The organism is Curtobacterium sp. MCBA15_016 (assembly GCF_001865105.1).
Lineage (GTDB): Bacteria > Actinomycetota > Actinomycetes > Actinomycetales > Microbacteriaceae > Curtobacterium.
Genome location: NZ_MJGR01000018.1, coordinates 1,238 through 21,028 on the forward strand (window position 1 = coordinate 1,238; position 19,791 = coordinate 21,028).

Annotated in this window: 19 protein-coding genes; 3 read left to right on the forward strand and 16 right to left on the reverse strand. The window is 72.5% G+C overall.

Translation table 11 applies throughout. The features are described from left to right. The first annotated feature begins 157 nt into the window (after positions 1 to 157). Positions 158 to 397, forward strand: coding sequence for a hypothetical protein (locus BIV03_RS19100; RefSeq protein WP_070416791.1), 240 nt, complete (start codon positions 158 to 160; stop codon positions 395 to 397). On the opposite strand, the gene BIV03_RS07870 is transcribed toward BIV03_RS19100, so the two are convergent. Beyond that, on the reverse strand, positions 384 to 923 hold the full coding sequence (locus BIV03_RS07870) for a gluconokinase (RefSeq protein WP_070416792.1): 540 nt from the start codon (positions 921 to 923) through the stop codon (positions 384 to 386). The two genes, BIV03_RS19100 and BIV03_RS07870, sit on opposite strands and share 14 nt — an antisense overlap. A gap of 111 nt (positions 924 to 1,034) precedes the next feature. On the opposite strand from BIV03_RS07870, the gene gndA reads away from it, so the two are divergent. Further along, positions 1,035 to 2,492: an NADP-dependent phosphogluconate dehydrogenase gene (gene gndA, locus BIV03_RS07875; protein ID WP_083403280.1), complete on the forward strand. Its 1,458-nt coding sequence runs from the start codon at positions 1,035 to 1,037 to the stop codon at positions 2,490 to 2,492. A 77-nt stretch (positions 2,493 to 2,569) separates the two neighbouring features. Here gndA and BIV03_RS07880 read toward each other — a convergent pair whose 3' ends face one another. After that, positions 2,570 to 3,196 carry a hypothetical protein gene (locus BIV03_RS07880; protein ID WP_139201905.1) on the reverse strand — a complete coding sequence of 209 codons (627 nt, stop codon included), beginning with the start codon at positions 3,194 to 3,196 and terminating at the stop codon, positions 2,570 to 2,572. 242 nt (positions 3,197 to 3,438) lie between these two features. Here BIV03_RS07880 and BIV03_RS07885 point away from each other — a divergent pair, with 242 nt between their 5' ends. Next, the gene (locus tag BIV03_RS07885) at positions 3,439 to 5,022 is read left to right on the forward strand and encodes a molybdopterin-dependent oxidoreductase (RefSeq protein ID WP_071295265.1); all 1,584 of its coding nucleotides are present in this window, start codon (positions 3,439 to 3,441) and stop codon (positions 5,020 to 5,022) included. Positions 5,023 to 5,122: 100 nt separating this feature from the next. Here BIV03_RS07885 and BIV03_RS07890 read toward each other — a convergent pair whose 3' ends face one another. The 14 genes from BIV03_RS07890 to BIV03_RS07955 all read right to left on the reverse strand — a co-directional run bounded on the left by BIV03_RS07890 (position 5,123) and on the right by BIV03_RS07955 (position 19,705). Continuing rightward, positions 5,123 to 5,902, reverse strand: coding sequence for a putative protein N(5)-glutamine methyltransferase (locus tag BIV03_RS07890; RefSeq protein ID WP_217637356.1), 780 nt, complete (start codon positions 5,900 to 5,902; stop codon positions 5,123 to 5,125). Then, positions 5,899 to 6,876: a ribose-phosphate diphosphokinase gene (locus tag BIV03_RS07895; protein ID WP_022907051.1), complete on the reverse strand. Its 978-nt coding sequence runs from the start codon at positions 6,874 to 6,876 to the stop codon at positions 5,899 to 5,901. The genes BIV03_RS07890 and BIV03_RS07895 overlap by 4 nt, the downstream gene beginning before the upstream one ends. A gap of 54 nt (positions 6,877 to 6,930) precedes the next feature. Further along, a complete protein-coding gene (gene glmU / locus BIV03_RS07900) occupies positions 6,931 to 8,364 on the reverse strand; it encodes a bifunctional UDP-N-acetylglucosamine diphosphorylase/glucosamine-1-phosphate N-acetyltransferase GlmU (protein WP_071295267.1) in 1,434 nt (477 codons plus the stop codon). A 125-nt stretch (positions 8,365 to 8,489) separates the two neighbouring features. After that, complete coding sequence (locus tag BIV03_RS07905) at positions 8,490 to 8,969, reverse strand: hypothetical protein (protein WP_071295268.1); 480 nt, start codon at positions 8,967 to 8,969, stop codon at positions 8,490 to 8,492. A gap of 102 nt (positions 8,970 to 9,071) precedes the next feature. After that, entirely contained in the window at positions 9,072 to 9,485 is a 414-nt protein-coding gene (locus tag BIV03_RS07910; protein ID WP_070416798.1) for a hypothetical protein, read from the reverse strand. A 104-nt stretch (positions 9,486 to 9,589) separates the two neighbouring features. Next, on the reverse strand, positions 9,590 to 11,461 hold the full coding sequence (locus tag BIV03_RS07915; protein ID WP_071295269.1) for an alpha/beta hydrolase: 1,872 nt from the start codon (positions 11,459 to 11,461) through the stop codon (positions 9,590 to 9,592). Continuing rightward, positions 11,458 to 11,751, reverse strand: a complete 294-nt coding sequence (locus BIV03_RS19105) for a hypothetical protein (protein WP_070416800.1) — start codon at positions 11,749 to 11,751, stop codon at positions 11,458 to 11,460. Before BIV03_RS19105 ends, BIV03_RS07915 begins: the two co-directional genes overlap by 4 nt. Positions 11,752 to 11,819: 68 nt before the next feature. Next, positions 11,820 to 13,196: an MFS transporter gene (locus BIV03_RS07925; RefSeq protein WP_071295270.1), complete on the reverse strand. Its 1,377-nt coding sequence runs from the start codon at positions 13,194 to 13,196 to the stop codon at positions 11,820 to 11,822. 109 nt (positions 13,197 to 13,305) lie between these two features. Continuing rightward, positions 13,306 to 14,343, reverse strand: a complete 1,038-nt coding sequence (locus tag BIV03_RS07930) for an NAD(P)-dependent alcohol dehydrogenase (protein ID WP_071295271.1) — start codon at positions 14,341 to 14,343, stop codon at positions 13,306 to 13,308. Then, the gene (locus BIV03_RS07935; protein ID WP_071295272.1) at positions 14,340 to 15,608 is read right to left on the reverse strand and encodes an ROK family transcriptional regulator; all 1,269 of its coding nucleotides are present in this window, start codon (positions 15,606 to 15,608) and stop codon (positions 14,340 to 14,342) included. The genes BIV03_RS07930 and BIV03_RS07935 overlap by 4 nt, the downstream gene beginning before the upstream one ends. 41 nt (positions 15,609 to 15,649) lie before the next feature. After that, positions 15,650 to 16,699 carry a sugar phosphate isomerase/epimerase gene (locus tag BIV03_RS07940; protein WP_071295273.1) on the reverse strand — a complete coding sequence of 350 codons (1,050 nt, stop codon included), beginning with the start codon at positions 16,697 to 16,699 and terminating at the stop codon, positions 15,650 to 15,652. A gap of 31 nt (positions 16,700 to 16,730) precedes the next feature. Beyond that, positions 16,731 to 17,843 (reverse strand): Gfo/Idh/MocA family protein, encoded by a 1,113-nt coding sequence (locus tag BIV03_RS07945; protein ID WP_071295274.1) that lies wholly within the window; start codon positions 17,841 to 17,843, stop codon positions 16,731 to 16,733. Beyond that, positions 17,828 to 18,526: a ThuA domain-containing protein gene (locus tag BIV03_RS07950; protein ID WP_083403282.1), complete on the reverse strand. Its 699-nt coding sequence runs from the start codon at positions 18,524 to 18,526 to the stop codon at positions 17,828 to 17,830. The genes BIV03_RS07945 and BIV03_RS07950 overlap by 16 nt, the downstream gene beginning before the upstream one ends. Next, positions 18,527 to 19,705, reverse strand: a complete 1,179-nt coding sequence (locus BIV03_RS07955; protein ID WP_071295275.1) for a Gfo/Idh/MocA family protein — start codon at positions 19,703 to 19,705, stop codon at positions 18,527 to 18,529. It lies immediately after the preceding gene. Positions 19,706 to 19,791: the final 86 nt, after the last annotated feature.

Here is a 19,791-nt window from a genome sequence, read left to right on the forward strand (position 1 = left end):
ACTACTCCCGCGGGAGTAGTCGGGTGTGGAGGAGGACGTGCACTACGACTGCGGGAGCAGGCGGAAGTGGGGCTGCGCGACGGACGCGCGCCGCGCCTCCTGGACCGAGTCTTGGACGGTCGTGACAGCGACGCCGAACCGACCACAGGAGGTCACCATGCTCACCACCATCGCCGCCACCGCGCCCTACTGGCACGGCGGCGGGTTCCCGTTCCCCGTCTTCCCCGCGTTCTTCTTCGTCGCGTTCCTCGTCGTGTTCCTCGTGTTCGGCGTGCTCCGACGCGGCAGCTGGCGGGCACGGTCGGACGCCCGCTCGGTGCTCGCCGACCGGTTCGCCCGCGGCGACATCGACGCCGAGGAGTACCGGTCGCGGCTGTCCGAGCTCAGCCGGAAGTGACCGAGAGCGCGGAGAGGATCGCCGTCACCGTCTCGTCGACCGAGCCCTCGATCGACACGGTGACGGCGGCCTCGTCCGGCTGCGGTCGCTCGAGCGTCGCGAACTGCGAGTCGAGCAAGGAGCTCGGCATGTACTCGTGGTGACGGTGCGCCTGGCGGTCGGCGATCAGGTCGTGCGAGCCGTCGAGGAAGGCGATCACGAGGGTCGGCGCCGAGGCGCGGAGACGGTCGCGGTAGACACGCTTGAGCGCCGAGTTCGCCATCACGCAGCGGTGGCCGGAGTCCTCGACCTCGGCGATCCGCGCGGCGCAGGCGTCCAGCCAGGGCCAGCGGTCCTCGTCCGTGAGCGGGATCCCCTGCCGCATCTTCTCCTTGTTCGCGGCGGGGTGCAGGTCGTCCGCGTCCACGAAGACCGTGGGCTGCCCCTCGGCGGCGAGGGCGTCGGCGAGGGCCTGCCCGATCGTCGACTTGCCGGAACCGGAGACCCCCATCACGAGCAGGGGCGGGAGGACAGCGCGCTCGGTCATTCCTCCACCGTATTGGGCCGGTGAACAGTCGTCCCCAGTTGCCGTAACACCCGGGCGGTCCCAGGCTGCGGACCGTAGGTTGGTGCCGAACGTCAGGACGAAGGAGACCTCGTGGCAGAGAACAACGGACAGGCGAACATCGGCGTGGTCGGTCTGGCGGTGATGGGTTCGAACCTCGCTCGGAACCTCGCCTCGCGGGAGGGCAACACCGTCGCGGTCTACAACCGCACGTACGCCCGCACCGAGGAACTGCTGAACGAGCACGCGGACGCCGGCTTCATCGCGTCCGAGTCGATCGACGACTTCGTGGCCTCGCTGTCCAAGCCGCGCACGGCCATCATCATGGTGCAGGCGGGCAAGGGCACCGACGCGGTCATCGAGCAGCTCGCGGAACGGTTCGAGGACGGCGACATCATCGTCGACGGCGGCAACGCCAACTTCCACGACACCATCCGCCGTGAGCACGACCTGCGCGACAAGGGTCTCAACTTCGTCGGCACCGGCATCTCGGGCGGTGAAGAGGGCGCCCTGAAGGGCCCGTCGATCATGCCCGGCGGTTCGAAGGAGGCATGGGAGACCCTCGGCCCGATCCTCAAGTCGATCGCCGCCGTCGCTGAGGGCGAGCCGTGCGTGACCCACATCGGCACCGACGGTGCCGGCCACTTCGTGAAGATGGTGCACAACGGCATCGAGTACGCCGACATGCAGCTCATCGCCGAGTCGTACGACCTGCTCCGCCGCGTCGGCGGGCTGTCCGTCGAGGACCTGGTGAAGGTGTTCGACGAGTGGAACGGCGGCGACCTCGAGTCCTACCTGATCGAGATCACCGTCGAGGTCCTCAAGCAGCAGGACGCCGACACGGGCAAGGCCCTCGTCGACGTCATCCGCGACGAGGCCGGGTCGAAGGGCACCGGCGTGTGGACCGTGCAGAACGCGGTCGGCCTCGGCATCCCCGTCTCCGGCATCGGCGAAGCGGTGTTCGCCCGCGCGGTGTCGTCCAAGCCGGTCCAGCGCGCTGCGGTGCAGAAGGCCTTCCCGGACCGTCCCGCCATCGCCGAGGTCCCGGACGGGTTCGAGGACGACGTCCGCGCGGCGCTCTACGCGTCGAAGGTCGTCGCGTACGCGCAGGGCTTCGACCTCATCATCGCCGGGGCCAAGGAGTACGGCTGGGACATCAACCTCGGCAACATCGCGAAGATCTGGCGCGGCGGCTGCATCATCCGCGCGCAGTTCCTCAACCGCATCGTCGAGGCGTACGACAAGAACCCCTCGCTCGAGTCGCTGCTGGTGGACCCGTACTTCGCGAACGCCGTGCAGGAGGGCGAGGCCGCGTGGCGTCGCATCGTCGGCATCGCGGCGGCGTCGGGCATCCCGGCGCCGGGGTTCTCGTCCGCGCTGTCGTACTTCGACTCGCTCGCCTCCGACCGCCTGCCCGCCGCGCTCATCCAGGGGCAGCGGGACTTCTTCGGCGCGCACACCTACCAGCGCATCGACAAGGACGGCACCTTCCACACGCTCTGGTCGGACGACGACCGGCGTGAGGTCGAACAGGAACCGTCGACCCACTAGGCAGCGGCGACGACCGCACCACGAGAGGGCCTCGCCGATCGGCGGGGCCCTCCGGTGTTCCCCGCCACGCGTACGCGCTACGCGACGATGCGTTCGCGCGCGAGGTCGGCCACGAGCCGCTCCAGCCGTGGGCCCCGGCCCAGCATCCGCCGCGAGCCCGGCGCCGCACGGACGAAGAACGTCGCCACCGCTGTCGTGTCGTCGGGTCGGACGTAGTGCATGGCGATCGCCCACGAACGCCCGTCGCCGTGCACGTCCTCGAGGCCGACGTGCACCATCCGGCTCCACCGGATCACGAGCAGCCGGGTCGCACGACGTTCCTCGAGTTCCCACAGCGAGGCCTCGGTCGCACCGAAGGCCCACGTCACCCGGTGCCCGAGCGCGAGGTCCGGCCGGACGGACTCCACCGATGCCCGGAGCTCCGGGGTCGGTGCCGCCGGGACGAGCCACACCGTCGGGTCGATCCGGCGGATCGCGAGGGCCAGGGCTTCGTCCTCGTGCCGCCGTCGGAGCGACCAGCCCCGCAGCACGGCGCCGGCGATCACGAGGAGACCGACACCGATCACGGCGACCTCGGCGATGCCGAAGAAGGTCAGGTCCGCGTCGGGCGTGGTGGACACCACGATGATGCGTGCCGTGAGCAGGGCCGCCCACACGCCGACGATGATCCAGCGCAGCACCAGGAGGCGTCGTGCCTGCGACATCGGGTGGCGGTCCCGTCGCCGGGCGCGACCGAAGCGCGGGACACGGTCGGGACGCCTCAGCACCCCTCGATCCTCGCATGCTCCACCCGCGACCGGCTGGCCGGCACCGGTGAACGCCCGACGAACCAGCGGACCCGCTCGTGCGGGGTACGGGTCGTCCACGGGCGCGGAGACCGCCGGCTCTGTCCACCGCATGCACGACTGTCAGCACACACGCGGCACGGTCGACCTACGCTCGGCCCGTGACCACTGACCTCGCGCCCGCCCCCGTGGCGGTCTCGCGCCCCCGCCTGCTCGCGGCCGCGACGGGCATCGTCGCCGCGCTCGCGTTCTTCGCCGCCGCGGAACTCGGTGCCCTCGTCCTCGGTGGTGCCGGCAGCCCCCTCGTCGCGGTCGGTTCGGCGGTCATCGACCTCGCGCCCCCGGGCGCGAAGGACCTCATGGTCACGCTCTTCGGCACCGGCGACAAGGTCGCGCTGTTCGTGCTCATGGCGGTCATCGTCGCCGTGGTCAGCGCCGGGGCGGGCATCCTCGAACGCGCCCGCCCGCCGTTCGGGGCCCTGGTCTTCGCCGTGGGCGGTGTCCTCTCGCTCCTGGCCGTCACCACCCGTTCCGGCAGCGGCACGCTGGACGGGGCTCCGTCCGTGCTCGGGGTCGCCGCGGCCGTCATCGTGCTCCGGCTGCTCACCGCCAGGCTCCGCCGGTGGGAGTCGGCAGCCGCCGTGCCCTCCGCCGCACCGCGACCCGCCTCTGCGGAACGTCGCGCCTTCCTGGTCTGGGGTGTGACGGCGGCGGCCGTCGCGGTCGTGGTGGGCAGCGCCTCCCGTCTGGGCACCGCCGCCGCGCAGGCGACCGCTGCCGCACGCCGGGCCGTCCGGCTGCCGGCCCCGGCGACCACCGCACCCGCGGTCCCGGCCGGGGCGTCGCTCGACGTCGAGGGCATCACGCCCTACGTCACCCCGAACAGCGACTTCTACCGGATCGACACCGCGCTGCGGGTGCCGTCGGTCGACACCGCCGACTGGAAGCTCCGCATCCACGGAGCCGTCGACCACGAGGTCGAGCTCACGTGGGACGACCTGCTCGCCCTCCCGCTCGAGGAACACCACGCGACGCTGAGCTGCGTCTCGAACGAGGTGGGCGGGGACCTCATCGGCACCGCGCTCTGGCTCGGCTACCCGATCCGGAAGCTGCTCGAGCGCGCCGTGCCCCACGCAAGTGCCGACATGGTGCTGTCGCGCAGCATCGACGGGTTCACGGCGGGCACGCCCCTCGACGTCCTGCAGGACGAGGGGACGGCCGCGCTGCTCGCCGTGGGGATGAACGGCGAGCCGCTGCCGCCGGAGCACGGGTTCCCGGTGCGCATGGTGGTCCCCGGGCTCTTCGGCTACGTGTCCGCGACGAAGTGGGTCACCGAGCTCGAGGTCACGCGGTTCGCCGACGCCCAGGGCTACTGGACGCCGCGCGGCTGGTCGGAACGCGGTCCGGTCAAGCTGGAGTCGCGTATCGACACCCCGCGCGCGGGCGCGACGGTCGACGCCGGTTCGACGGTGGCGATCGCCGGGGTCGCGTGGCAGCCGCACACCGGGGTGAAGGGCGTGCAGGTCCGGGTCGGGGACGGCGCGTGGGAAGAGGCGACCCTCGCGGACTCCGTCTCGGCCGACACGTGGCGGCAGTGGGTCTACCGGTGGACGCCGACGAAGGGGTCGCACCGCATCCAGGTCCGCGCGGTGAGCGCCGACGGCGAGGTGCAGACGAGCGTCGAGCGGCCCCCGGCTCCGAACGGCGCGTCGGGATGGCACACGGTCGAGGTCCGCGCGGCCTGAGACGGTGCGGACCGTCCGCCGTCACGGCCAGGAGGCGCGACCCGCCTCGACGACGCGGGTGGCCTCGACGACGAGGGTCACCTCGACGACGCGGATCGTCTCAGGCGGGACGCGTCGCCACGACACAGGTCCCGTCGACCTCGTCGTCGGACTCGACGGCCACCGCGAGGCCCGCAGCCTCGAAGACGGCCGCCGACGTCGGTGCCTGCGCAGCCGACACCTCGATGACGACCGCACCCCCGGGTCGGAGCCACTCCCCCGCCCCGGACGCGATCCGCCGGTGCAGGTCGAGCCCGTCCGCCCCGCCGTCGAGCGCGACACGATGCTCGTGGTCGCGGGCCTCCGACGGCATCATCGGGATGGACCCCGTCGGCACGTAGGGCGCGTTCACGGCGATGACGTCGACGAGCCCGCGGAACCGGTCTGGCAGGGGCGCGAAGAGGTCCCCGGCGACGACGATCCCGCGGTCGCCGATGTTCTCCGCAGCGACGTCGACGGCCGCCGGGTCGATGTCCGCCGCAACGAGGTCGAGGGCACCGACACGACCGAGGAGCGCGACCGAGATCGCCCCGGCACCGCAGCAGAGGTCCACGACACGGTCGTAGCGGTGCAACCGGCGTGCGGCCTGCTCCACGACGACGGTGGTGCGGGCCCGGGGCACGAAGACGCCCGGCGTCACGCGGAGGCGGTGCCCGTCGAACGCCGCCCAGCCGAGCACGTACTCGAGCGGTTCGCCGCCGAGCCGCCGCTGCACGAGCGCCCGCAGGCGAACCGCGTCACCGTCGCCGGCCTCGAGCAGGAGGTCCGCCTCGTCCTCGGCGAAGACGCTGCCCGCGGCCCGGAGCCGGGCCGCGAGCGCGTCGCGCACGGGTGCGGTCAAGCGGCGCCGTCGAACATCGAGGTGACCGACCCGTCGTCGAAGACCTCGTGGATGGCGCGGGCGATGAGCGGTGCGATCGGCAGGACCTCGAGGCGGTCCCAGCGCTTGTCCTCCGGCAGCGGCAGGGTGTCGGTGACGACGACCCGGTCGATGAACTCGCTCTGGAGCAGCTCCGTCGCGGGGTCGGAGAACACCGCGTGCGTCGCCGCGACGACCACGCCGGTGGCACCGGCGGCCTTGAGCGCCTCTGCTGCCTTGGCGATGGTACGGCCGGTGTCGATCAGGTCGTCGACGAGCAGGCACACGCGACCCGAGACGTCACCGACGATCTCGTGCACGGACACCTGGTTCGGCACGAGCGGGTCGCGCCGCTTGTGGATGATCGCGAGCGGCGCGCCGAGCTTCTCCGACCAGATGTCGGCGACGCGCACGCGGCCCATGTCCGGCGAGACGACCGTCAGTGTCGACGGGTCGAGGGTCTGCTGGAAGCGCTCGAGCAGGACCGGCATGGCGAACAGGTGGTCGACCGGGCCGTCGAAGAAGCCCTGGATCTGTGCGGCGTGCAGGTCGACGCTCATGATGCGGTGCGCACCAGCGGCCTTGAACAGGTCGGCGACGAGTCGCGCCGAGATCGGCTCGCGACCACGGCCCTTCTTGTCCTGCCGCGCGTACGGGTAGAACGGCGCGACGACGGTGATGCGCTTCGCCGACGCACGCTTCAGGGCGTCGACCATGATGAGCTGCTCCATGAGCCACTCGTTGATCGGCGCGGTGTGGGACTGGATGACGAACGCGTCACAGCCGCGGACCGACTCGTCGAAGCGGGCGTAGAGCTCCCCGTTCGCGAAGGTCCGTGCATCGGTCGGGACGAGGTCCACGCCGAGTTCCTCGGCGATCTCGGCCGAGAGCGCCGGGTGTGCTCGCCCTGAGACGAGGACGAGTCGTTTCTGGCCGGTCGTTTTGATTCCGGACAAGTGCGGTGCTCACTCCCTGACCCCGCGGGGCCGTGTTGATCGGCCCGAGAGCCGTCAGATCTGTTCGCCGTTCGCGCGCCGAGCGGCCTCGGCAGCCGGCGAACCGGGTCGGTGTTCCTCGACCCATCCGTCGGTGTTGCGCTGTGGGGCGTAGCTGATCGCCAGCGACCCGGCAGGGACGTCCTTGCGGACGGTCGTACCCGCGCCGGTGTACGCTCCGTCACCAATCCTAACCGGGGCGACGAACACGTTGTGCGACCCTGTACGGACGTTCGAGCCGACCTCGGTCCGGTGCTTGTGCACCCCGTCGTAGTTCGCCGTGATCGTGTTCGCGCCGATGTTCGAGTCCTCGCCCACCTCGGCGTCGCCGATGTACGACAGGTGCGGCACCTTGCTGCCCCGGCCGATCGTCGCGTTCTTCGTCTCGACGAAGGTGCCGATCTTGCCTCCGTCGCCGAGGATCGTGCCCGGACGCAGGTAGGCGAACGGTCCGACGGAGGCGCCGTCACCGATCACCGCGAGGGTCGCGTCGACACGGTTCACCACGGCGTCGACGCCGACCTCGGTGTCCCGCAGGGTGGTGTCCGGCCCGACGACCGCGCCCGAGGCGATCGCGGTGGCGCCGATGAGCTGGGTGCCCGGGAGGACCTCGGCGTCGGGTTCGATCGAGACGTCGAGGTCGATCCACGTCGTCGCCGGGTCCTGGACGGTGACCCCAGCGAGCTGGTGGCGGCGCACGATGCGCGCGTTCAGCACCCGGGCGGCGTCGGACAGCTGCGCCCGGTCGTTGATGCCGGCGACGAGCCACGGGTCGGTCAGCGTGACGACGTCGATGCGCGCGCCCCGCGCTCCGATGAGTGCCGGCGCGTCGGTGATGTACTTCTCGCCCTGCGCGTTCGCCGTGGTGAGCGACGGGAGGACCGCACGGAGGTGCGTGACGTCGAAGGCGTAGATGCCCGCGTTGGCCTCGGTGATGGTCAGCTGCTCGGCGGTCGCGTCCTTGTGCTCGACGACCCCGACGAACGCCCCGTCGGCGTCGCGGACGATGCGGCCGAGGCCGGTCGGGTCCGGTGCGATCGCGCTCACGAAGGTGGCGCCGTTGCCGCCGCCGACGTGGGCGTCCACGAGTGCTCGGAGCGACGCCGCGTCGAGCAGCGGAACGTCACCGGACAGCACGACGACGGCGCCGTCGAAGTCCGCCGGCAGCGCCTCGACCGCGACCTCGACCGCACGGCCGGTGCCGGGGACGTCGTCCTGGTCGACCACGATGGCGTCGGGGGCACGCTCGGTGACCTCGGCCGCGACGAGCTCCCGTTCGTGCCGCACGACGACGGCGACGTGCTCGGGCTCGAGGGACGACGCCGTCCGGAGCACGTGCGCGATGAGCGGCAGCCCGGCGAGGCGGTGCAGGACCTTCGGGGTGGACGACTTCATGCGCGTGCCCTGCCCGGCGGCGAGGACGACGACGGCGATGCGCTGGTCGGTCATGGCTCCATCCTGGCGCACGCTCGCTGCGGAGTCCGGCGGAACCGCGCCAGGGGCGCAACCGTGCGCGGAACCGCAGCCTGCAGGCGGGCCCACACCGCGCCTCCTGGCACCGCCCGACGGGAGGCTCAGCCGAGGTCCGCCGCGTTCCCGGTGCCGCACTTCGACACTCCACTCATGGTGGTCTTGGTCGTCGCAGCGCCGAACTGGATGCGCTCGACGGCGCCGCCGCTGCCGTTCACCAGGTACCGCTTCGCACCCGACGTCATCTCGTCAGTCGAGTACTCCACCTTCAGTCCGTCCGCCACCCAGGCCGTGCCCACCGCCTTCGTCAGGGCCTCCGGGTCGTCGACGCCCGCACCGGTCCGGACGATGTTGTAGAGCGCGCCCGCCGAGCCGTCCGCGAGCACGCAGTCCTGCGCGTACTCGTCGGACTGGTCCGCGTCCCAGTCGACCCCCGAACGGCGCATCGTCTCCTCGACGGAGTCTGCCGCCTGTCGGCGCTGGTGCTCTGCGGTCGGTGCAGCCTGCACGGTGTCCTCCTTGGTCGGGGTGCCCGCCGCGCAGCCCGCGAGCAGGATCGCGGCGAGCAGCACCGTCCCGATCACCGTCGGTCGCCTGGAGGAGATCGGCGTCGAACGCCGCCCCCACACGCTCACCCGAGCTCCGATGCCACGACGACCGCAGGGGCGCGCACGGACGCCCGCGCCTCAGCCGAGGTCCGCTGCGTCACCCGTCCCGCAGCGGGAGACCGCGGCGAGCGAGCTTCGAACGGTCGCCGCCCCGAACTGGATGCGCTCGACGGCACCACCCGCCCCGTTGACGACGAACTGCCGGCTGCCGTCGTTGAGCGACGACTCCGAGTACTTGACGGTCAACCCGTCCGCAGCCCACGACCGGCCGACGGTCCGCACCGCAGCCTCGGGGTCGGGAACTCCCGCGCCGATGCGGGCGAGGTTGTAGAGCGCTCCGGACGTGCCGTCACCGAGGAGGCACTCCTGGGCGTACTCGTTCGCCTGCGAGTCGTCCCACGTGACGCCCGACGTCCGCATGGTCGCGTCGACGTAGGCGGCGGCGAGATCACGCTGGTGCTGGACGGTCGGTGTGCTCGGTGTGGTCTCCACGGAGGTGCCTCCTGTCGGCGGACCCGAACACGCGGCGAGCGCCAGTGTCAGGGCGAGGGTCAGGGCGAGTGCGGGCCCGGCTGCCGTGCCTCGGGGGCGTCCGATCACAGTGTCGGTCCCATCAGGTTGTCGAAGTAGTCCTGCTGCAGGGCGCTCACCCCGGCGTCGTCCGCGGGAGTGAGGTCCTTGCCTCCCACGAACGTAGCCTGCGCGACGTTGTCGAGCGACTCGGTCCCGAGGTTGAAGTACCCCTGGCTGCCGCCGTAGCCGATCGGGTCGTGTGTGGTCACGCCGGCACCCTCGCCGGGGTCCCCACCGTTCGTCCCGAAGGTCGTCGCGCCGAACGAGGCGTCCATCGGGTCCTGGCGACCGCTGCCTGCTCGGCCGACCCAGGCCCACTGGTCTCGCGGGTCGTCCGTGAACGGGATACCGGGGCTCCCCTGGCCGGCGTAGACGTGGTCGGCCGCGATACCAGACGCACCTCCGACGTCCTGCTCGATGCCTGCCGAGGCGACGCTGACGAAGGAATCGACGTGCACACCGTGATCGTGGAGCGCGTCCGATGCCACCGTGGTCCCGTAGGAGTGCCCGACCACGTTGAGTGTCGGCGAATCGGGACGCGCCGCCCCGAAGCCGAGGAGGTCGGCACTGAGCCGGTCCGCCCCGGCCCGGGCCGCGTCGCCGTGCAGGACACCCATCGTGGTGAGGCCGCTCGGTACCGGCGGCGCCTCGTAGTTCATCCACGCGACGACCGCGTGCTCGGCGCCGGTCGCGTTCTTGCCCTCCTGCGCCGTCCAGAGGTTCTGGGCCGCGGTGGTCCACCCGGTCGTGTCCTTGGTCGTCGTGCCCATCCCCGGCACCATGTACGAGACGTTCGTGGCCGTGTCGAGGTCGCCGACGGCCACCGCAGCGAGCGGCGGCTGGTGGTCCGTGGCGAGCGTGAGCAGCGCGCGACCGGGCTTCGCCGTCGACGCCAGGGTCTTCTCGATGTTCCGGTACGCGTCGAGGTTCGCCTGCGCCGCCTCGATCGACTGGTCCGCCGCCTGCGACGCCGGCCACCCGAGCCCCACGCGCCGCTTCTTCGCGTCCGCGAGGTCCTGCTCGGCCTGGGCCACGGCCGACACGAGCGTCATCCGGTTCGCCCGGTCCCGCGCCCAGGCCGGCAGCCCCGCGAGGTTGCCGACGACCGCGGGCAGCGATGCGATGAGCGCGTCCTGGGCGGCGCTGTGCTCGGCGCCGGTCGTGTCCTTCCCACCGCCCAGGGTCTTCCAGAGCGCGGCGACCTCGTCGGGCGACATGTCGGCGATGCGGTCGGCGAGGTTGCGGTCGAGCATCAGGAGCGCGCCGAGTTCGGTCGGCGACAGGCCCGCGAGCATCGACGCGAGGTCCTCGTCGGTCGCGCCGACGCCACGTCCCTCGATGCTGCCGAGGCGTCCGAGCGTCTCGGGGCCGGTGATCACCCGGAGCAGCGCCTGGTCGGCCGTCGTGCGGTCCTGCACGAGCTGCTCCCACTGCGCGTCGAGCGCCGCGGACCGGTCGCCGGCATCGGCGATCGCCCGCTCCGCGTTCGCGAGGCTCTTGGCGTCCGCCTCGGTCGCGTCGTCGGCCTTCGCGGCGGAGCGGAGGGTCGGCAGCGTGAGCTGCTGTCCGGCGAGCTCGGCCGCGACGGTCCCGCGCTGCAGGCGGATCGCGTCCGCGTCGTCCTTGATGCGCTGGACGTCCTTCGCGTACTGGTCGAAGGCGTCCCCGGCTGCGTCGAAGAGCGCCACGAGGCCGGACGCGCTCGGCCGCATCTCGTCGAGCAGCGCCGCGAAGCGGGTCTGCGCGTCGCCCTTCCACGTCGGCGACGCGGTGACGTCGGACGCCGAGGCGATCTTCGCCAGGGCGTCCTGCACGGCGTCGGCCCGGTCGTGCCAGTGCTTCCCCAATGCGGTGATGCCGGCGGGGTCGCCGACGTCCGGCTCCTCGCCGCTCACTTGCCGTCCGCCTGCTTCGCGAGGGCGGCTTCCTGCGCGTCGACCTGCGCACCGAGGTCGTGCGGGAAGGTCGCGGCCTGCTCGAGGGCCGCGTCGACGGCGTCGATCATGCCCTGGTGGGCGAGCGACAGGCCGGCGGTGCGGCTGACCACCTCGGTCACGCCGAGGCACCCGGTGTCGAGGCCCGTGAACCGGGCGGTGTCCGCACCGAGTGCGGTCCGGGCGTCGGTCAGCGCGGTCGCGACCGCCGCGAGCGTCTCCGACTCGATCCGCAGTTCTGCGGCCCCCATGTGTTCCCCCCGTCGTTCCCCCGTGGACGTCGGAGACGATAGCACCACGGTCTCCGACACGCTCGGACTCAGCGCCCGTCCACCGGCTCCCGCTTGACGAACGCCATGAGCACCAGCCCCGCCACGAGCACCACGACGACCCCGAGGATCCCGTACCGCGTCGATCCGCCGACCGTCACCGCCACCCCGAAGAGCGCCGGCGCGAGGAACGACGCCGCGCGCCCGGTCGTGGCGTACAGGCCGAAGAGCTCGCCCTCGCGGCCGGGCGTCGCCAACCGCGCCAGGTACGCCCGCGAGGACGACTGGACCGGCCCGACGAACAGCGCCAGCGTCAGGCCGAGGACCCAGAAGCCCGCGGGGACGTTCCCCACCGCGAACACGCCGATCCCGCACACCGCGAGCCCGACGAGCGACACCGTGATGATCGCGCGTGAACCGAACCGGTCGTCGAGCCTGCCGGACAGGAACGTGGCGATGCCCGCGACGATGTTGGCCGCGATGGCGAAGAGGATCACCTGCGACGGGCTGAAGCCGAACACCTGCGCGGCGACGATCCCGCCGAAGGTGAACACGGCGCCGACGCCGTCGCGGAACACCGCGCTCGCCAGCAGGAACGCGAGGACGTTCCGGCGCTCGCGCCAGAGCCGCGCGATGTCCCGCCCGAGGTCCCGGTACGCCCCGAGCAGGCTGCCGGCGCGCGAACGGTCCGGCGCGGCCTCGGGGACGGTGACGAACAGCGGGATCGAGCTCACGGCGAGCCACACGGCGGCGATGCCGATCGCGACGCGGACGTCCCACTGCCCCGAGGCCACGGTCGCGGGCAGCTGCAGGAGCCCCGCGACGTCGCCCCCGCCGAAGTCCTGGATGCAGAGCACGAGGAGGACGACGAGCAGCACGATGCCGCCGAAGTACCCGGCCGCCCAGCCGATCGCCGAGACGCGTCCGGTCTGCTCCCCCGACGCGACCTGTCCGAGCATCGCGTTGTAGCCGACGCTCGCGATCTCGTAGGCGACGGTCCCGATGCCGAGCAGGGCCGCCCCGAGCAGCAGGTACGGCTGGCTCGGCGCGACGAACACCATGCCGCCGATCGAGAGCGCGATGCCGATCGTGGCGATGAGCACCGACCGGCGTCGGTGCCCGGACGTGTCCGCCAGGCGTCCGACCGCCGGGGCCACGAGCGCGACGACGATGCCGGCGATCGTCAGTGCCGTCGAGACGACGGCCGCGTTGTGCGCGAGCTCCCGCTCGACGAGCGCCTTCCCGGCGGCGGACGTGTCGGCGACGAGCGCCGGGTCGACGAACGCGCGGCTCGCCAGGTAGGTGCTGAACACGAAGGTCGTGACGACCGCGTTGAACGCCGCGGACCCCCAGTCCCACAGGGCCCAGGACACGAGGGCACGGCGGTCGGTGCGCTGCGGCACGGCAGCCGCGGGTGAAGCCGTCATGCGCGAACCGTAGCGCGTCCGGGTGTCGCGGCGGTGGCCCCAGAGGGGACCACAGGACGGACGGGAGGCGGGGTGCGGGCCCGCCCCGTCCCTCCCGTCCGTCGTCCGGTCAGGTCGCGGACGGCACGCCGCCCGGGTAGACGACCGACTTGAGCGACTCGGGGTCGGTGTCGCTCTCGAGGGCCTCGCGGACGTCGTCGAGGCCGAAGCGGCCCGTGACGAGCGAGTCCAGGTCCACCTGTCCCGACGCGACCAGCTCGATCGCGACCGGCCACGTGCCGGTGTACCGGAAGATCCCGGTGACGGTGACCTCGAGGTTCTGGATGTGCTCGACCGGCAGCGTCATCTCGGAGTTGCCGAGCCCGACGAGGACGGCGGCCCCGGCCGGTCCCACGGCCTTGATGCCGTCGGAGACGGCCCGCGGTGCACCACTGGCGTCGATGAAGGCGTCGAACGGCGGCAGGTCGGACGCCACGGAGACCACGGTGGGGTCGACGGTCTCGGTCGCGCCGAAGGAGAGCGCGCGCTCGCGGCGCTCCGGGACGAGGTCGCTGATGACGATCCGCGAGGCACCGAACGCCCGCGCGGCCTGCGCGCAGATGATGCCGATCGGACCGGCCCCGGCGATGAGCACGCTCGACCCGGGGACGATCCCGGCCTTGCGGACCGCGGCGATGCCGACGGAGAGGGGTTCGAGCAGGGCTCCGGCCTCGAACGACACCGAGTCGGGCAGCGTGTGCGCGAACTCGGACTCGATCGTGACGAACTCGGCGAACGCCCCGTCCACCGGCGGCGTTGCGTAGAAGCGCATGTGCGGGCAGAGGTTGTAGCGCCCGGCGAGGCACTGGGCGCAGCGGTGGCACGGTCGCTGCGGCTCGATCGCCACGCGCTCCCCGACGCGGGACGGGTCGACGCCCTCGCCGACCGCGGTGATCGTGCCGGAGAGCTCGTGGCCGAGCACGAGGGGCTCCTCGACGACGAAGTCCCCGATCCGGCCGTGCCGGTAGTAGTGCACGTCGGAGCCGCACACGCCGACCGCGGCGACCCGGACGAGGACGTCGCCGGGGTCGACGGCGGGGACGGGGCGGTCCTCGACGGTGAGGTCCTGGGTGCCGAGCAGCACGCTGACGCGCTGGGTGGAGGTCATGCGGATCTCGCTTCCTCGGCCGCGTCGTCGCGGCCGGACGGGTGGGTGGTCGTGGGGGTGGGTGTGGCCGGTAACGCGTCGGTGATCCGGTCCGGGTCGCGCAGCAGGGCGCCGAACGCGATCTCGGCGGCCCCGTGCACGAGCACGTCGGACCCGAGCGCGGCCGGCACGATGCGGAGCCGGTCGGCGGTCCCGGTCATCGACTGCGCTCGGACGTCGTCGAGGATCCGGTCGCCGACGTGCTCGAGCAGCACGCCGAGGAAGCCGCCGAGCACGACGACCGACGGGTTCACGGTGTGGATCGCGTTGCGGAGGGCCGTGGCGAGGGCGGTCACCTGGCGGTCCACGACCCGTTCGACCTCGGGTCGGCCCTCGGCGAGCGCCGCGGCGAGGGCGACCAGGTCGTCCGGAGCCGTCCCGGCCGCGGTCGCCAGGGCGTCACGGGAGGCCTCGGTCTCGAGGCAGCCGACGGCACCGCAGTGGCACCGGATGCCGTTCGCCGCGACGAAGGTGTGTCCGAGCTCGCCCGCGTACCCGTCGGCACCGCTCAGCGGTCGGCCGGCCGTGATGACCCCGCCGCCGATGCCGCTCGCGCCGCCGTTGAGGTACACGAGGTCGTCGACGCCCCGGCCGCTGCCGGCGAGCCGTTCCGCCCAGGCGCCGAGGTTGGCGTCGTTCGCGGCCCGAACCGGCAGCCCGGTCCGTTCGGCGAGGGGCCCGGCGAAGGGCGCGTCGTGCCAGCCGAGGTGCGGTGCGTACTGGACGGTCCCGTCCTCGACCCGGACCGTCCCGGGCACGGCGACCCCGATCCCGACGAGCCGGAGCGTCGCGGTGCCGACCGACCCCGGACGGATCCGGTCGAGCAGCCCGGCGACGGTCTCGACCGCTTCGCCGGGCGTTGGCGGACGGTGCTGCGGTTCGACGAGGCGGTTCCGCACCGTGCCGTCGAGCCCGACGAGGGCGACCGAGACGGCGTCGACCTCGACCGTGACCGCTGCCGCCACGACGTCCGGCGCGGCCCGGACGACCGGACTCGGCCGCCCGACGCCGGTCCCCGGTGCACCGGCTGCTGGGAGGTCCTCGTGGAGGAGGCCGCGGTCGACGAGTTCACCGACGAGCGCGAGGGTCGTCGAGCGGTTCAGGCCGGTGCGCCGGGTGATCTCGGCGCGGGTGATCGGCCCCTCTTCGTGGACGAGCCGGAGGACGCGCGCCGCGTTGCCCGGCGCGGGCGCAGGCGCAGGCGTCGCGGCGGTCGTGCTCGTCATCGGTCCCTCGTCGTGGTCGGTGGGCGGGTGGTGGCGGCGCGCTACCGCGAGCGCGAGAACGCCGCGTCGAACGCGGCCTCGGGCGGCGCGATCGTGCCCAGCTTCCGGACGAACGCCAGTGCCTCCGGCCCGCCGACGAGCCGGTCCATGCCGGCGTCCTCCCACTCGACGCTCGTCGGCCCGGCGTACCCGATGTGGTTCAGCACGCGGAACACCCGCTCCCACGGCACGTCCCCGTGCCCGGCGGTGACGAAGTCCCACCCGCGCCGGGGGTCACCCCACGGCAGGTGCGACGACAGTCGTCCGTTGCGCCCGTCGAGCTGCTTCACCGACTCCTTGCAGTGCACGTGGTACACCCGGTCGGCGAAGTCGAGCAGGAACGCGGCGGGGTCGAGGTCCTGCCAGACGAAGTGCGACGGGTCGAAGTTGAACCCGAACGCGGGGCGGTCGGCGAACACCTCGAGCGTCCGCTTCGCCGTCCAGTAGTCGTAGGCGATCTCGGAGGGGTGCACCTCGAGCGCGAAGCGGACGCCGACCTCCTCGAACACGTCGAGGATCGGCGACCACCGGTCGTGGAAGTCCTGGTACCCGGCGTCGATCATCGACGCGGGCACGGGTGGGAAGCCCGCGACGGTCTTCCAGATCGAGGATCCGGAGAACCCGGTGACGGTGTCGACCCCGAGCGCCGCGGCGGCACGCGCGGTCCACTGCAGTTCCTCGGCGGCACGCTGCCGGACGCCCTCGGGGTCGCCGTCGCCCCACACGTGCGGCGCGAGGATGTCCTCGTGCCGCTGGTCGATCGGGTCGTCGCACACGGCCTGGCCGGTGAGGTGGTTCGCGATCGTCCAGACCTGCAGGCCGTTGCGCTCCAGGATCGCCGTGCGGTCCGCGACGTACGCGGGGTCCGTCGCGGCGCGGCGGACGTCGAGGTGGTCGCCCCAGCAGGCGATCTCGAGGCCGTCGTACCCCCACTCGCCGGCGAGACGTGCCACCTCGTCGAAGGGCAGGTCGGCCCACTGGCCGGTGAAGAGGGTGACCGGCCTGGAGGCGCGGGTCGTCCCCGCCTCGTCGGTTCCGTCCGTCGTCGTCATCGTCGTCGTCCTTCCTCGCTGCGTGTGCTGGTCACCATGATCCCGGGGTCGCGCCGGCGGGGACCGTCTCCGGCCGGTCGACGCGGGATGCCACCGTGACGACGGTGTGCTCCCGCGAGGCGGTCTGGACGGCCTCCATGACCTCGAGCACGTGGAACGCGAGGTCCCCCGACGCCCGGTGCGGTCGGTCGGTCGCGATCGCGTGCGCCATGTCCGCGAGTCCGTACCCGCGGCCGGCGTCGGCGTACCCGGCCGACACGGGCAGCTCGCGCCACTCGCGGTCGTCGGCCGTCGCGATCGACACCGGGTCCGAGAAGCGGTTCGGGTCTGGGACGGCGAGACTGCCCGCGGTGCCGTGCACCTCGAACAGCGGCGCCCGGGTCGCCCACACCTCGAACGAGACGGTGACCGTGGAGACGACTCCGCTGGCGTGTTCGAGCACGGCGACGACGTGGGTGTCGACGTCGACGGGGATCGGTGCGCCGGCGAACGGCCCGGTCGCGATGGTCCGCTCACGGGTCGACCGGGTGGCGCTGCCGCTGACCCGGGCGACGGGGCCGAAGAACTGCACGAGGCTCGTCAGGTAGTACGGCCCCATGTCGAGCAGCGGGCCGCCGCCGGGCTGGTAGTAGAACGCCGGCGCCGGGTGCCAGAGTTCGTGCCCCGGAGCGCTCCACGACACCGCGGCACCGACCGGGTCGCCGATCAGCCCGTCGTCGAGGGCTGCGCGCGCGGTCTGGATCCCCGTCCCGAGCACGGTGTCCGGCGCGCTGCCGACCCGCAGGCCCGAGCGTGCGGCCAGTTCGAGCACCGGTGCGGCCTCGGCCGTCGCGAGTGCGAGCGGCTTCTCGCCGTAGACGTGCTTGCCGGCGTCGAGGGCCCGGGTGGCCACCTCGGCGTGCGCGGCCGGGATCGTCAGGTTGAGCACGACGTCGACGTCGTCCGCGGCGAGGAGCTCGTCGACGCTCGTGCCCCGGACACCCTGGGCGTCGCCGACCGACCGGGCACGGTCGACGTCGAGGTCCGCCACGGCCGTGAGCGCCAGGCCGGGCAGCGCCGGGAAGTGCTCGAAGTACTGCTGGCTGATGTTGCCGACACCGACGACACCGACCCGCAGTGCCGGACCGTTCACCGGGCTGCCCACAGGAGTCCCCTCTCGATGATCGTGCGGAGCGGCTGCGACTCGACGACCTCGAGCCGGTGCCCGGGTGCCGAGACGAACACGCGTCCCTCTCCCCACTGCCGGGTCCAGATCGCCGGCGCGGCGACCGGACGGTTCCAGGCGTCGAAGTCCCGCGCCTCCTGCGTGGTCGTCGCCAGCACGTCGTTGTACTCGTCGGAGAGCACCCAGTACTGCTCGGTCACGAGGTCGAAGTCCTCGATGCCCTGCGTGATCGGGTGCTCGTGGCCGAGGTCGGTGATGTGCACCGTGTACGGGATGTAGTTGTCGGACTGCTCGCCGGTGCGCTCCGACGGGTGCTTCCCCGCGTGGTGCGCGAACTGGCCGCCGATCATGTGGAGGTAGTCGGCGGTGTTGCGGAACGCGTCCGCGATCCCGCCGTGCCAGCCCGCGAGGCCGGCGCCGCCGAGGACGGCCCGCTGCAGCCCGGCGAACTCGTCGTCGGCGATGGTGGACATCGTGACGACCTGCACGATCAGGTCGATGTCCGCCATGACCGACTCGTCGGCGTACACCGCGGTCGAGTCCGACACCTGCACGTGGAACCCGTTGTCCCGCAGGAACGGCACGAACGCGTCGGTGGTCTCGACCGGCATGTGCCCGTCCCACCCGCCGCGGACGACGAGGGCGTGCTTCGTCGGAGCCACTCAGATCACCGTCCAGGCGCTGCCGTCGGCGGCGCTCCGCTCGACCGCGTCGAGGACCCGCTGCACGTGCAGCCCGTCCTCGAACGACGGCGACGGGTCGGTGCCCGCGACGATCGCCTCGACGAAGTCCTTCACCTCGTGGCTGAAGGTGTGCTCGTACCCGATGAGGTGCCCGGTCGGCCACCAGGCGGCCATGTACGGGTGCTCGGGCTCGGTGACGAGGATCCGCTGGAAGCCCTGCTCGCCCGCGGGGGCGGTGGCGTCGTAGAAGCGCAGCTCGTTCATCGACTCGAGGTCGAACTGGATCGCGCCCGCCGACCCGCTGATCTCGAGCGTGAGGCCGTTCTTCCGGCCGGTCGCGTAGCGCGTCGCCTCGAACGTGCCGATCGCCCCGTCGGCAGCGCCACCGGCGAGCCGTCCGAGGAAGAAGGCGGCGTCGTCGACGGTGACCTGCCCGCGTTCGGTCGAGGCGGTGCCGGACAGCCCGACACCCTCGGCCATCAGCGGACGTTCGGTCACGAAGGTCTCGAGGGTGCCGGACACGGTCGACAGCTGTGCGCCCGTGACGTGCTCGACGAGGTCGATCGCGTGCGCGCCGATGTCGCCGAGCGAGCCGGAGCCGGCGAGCGCCTTGTCGAGCCGCCACGTCATCGGGCCGTCCTCGTCGGCGAGCCAGTCCTGCAGGTAGAGCGCGCGGACCTGTCGGACGGTGCCGAGCCTCCCGTCCTCCACCAGCCGCTTCGCGAACGCGATGGCGGGCACCCGGCGGTAGCTGAAGCCGACCATCGCGCGGACGCCGTCCGCCCGTGCGGCGGCGGCCGCCGCGGTCATCGCCTCGGCCTCGGCGACGGTGTTGGCGAGGGGCTTCTCGCACAGGACGTGCTTGCCGGCCTCGAGCGCCGCGATCGCGACCTCGACGTGGGACGAGCCGGGCGAGCAGATGTCGACGACGTCGATGTCCGGGTCGGTGACCACGGCGCGCCAGTCGGTGGACGCGGCCTGCCAGCCGTACTGCTGCCGCGCCGCCTCGGTCCGTTCCGGGTCACGGCCGACGATGACGGCCATCTCCGGTTCGACCCCGAGGTCGAAGAACCTCGGTGCGGTGCGCCACCCCTGTGAGTGCGCGGCTCCCATGAAGCCGTGGCCCACCATGGCCACTCGAAGTCGGTCCTGTGCCATCCGCTCGCTCCCTTGCGATCACGCCTTGCCAGAGTCAACACTACCGCTTATGTTGGGCGCGGCAACATTTTGTTTCGACGACGAAC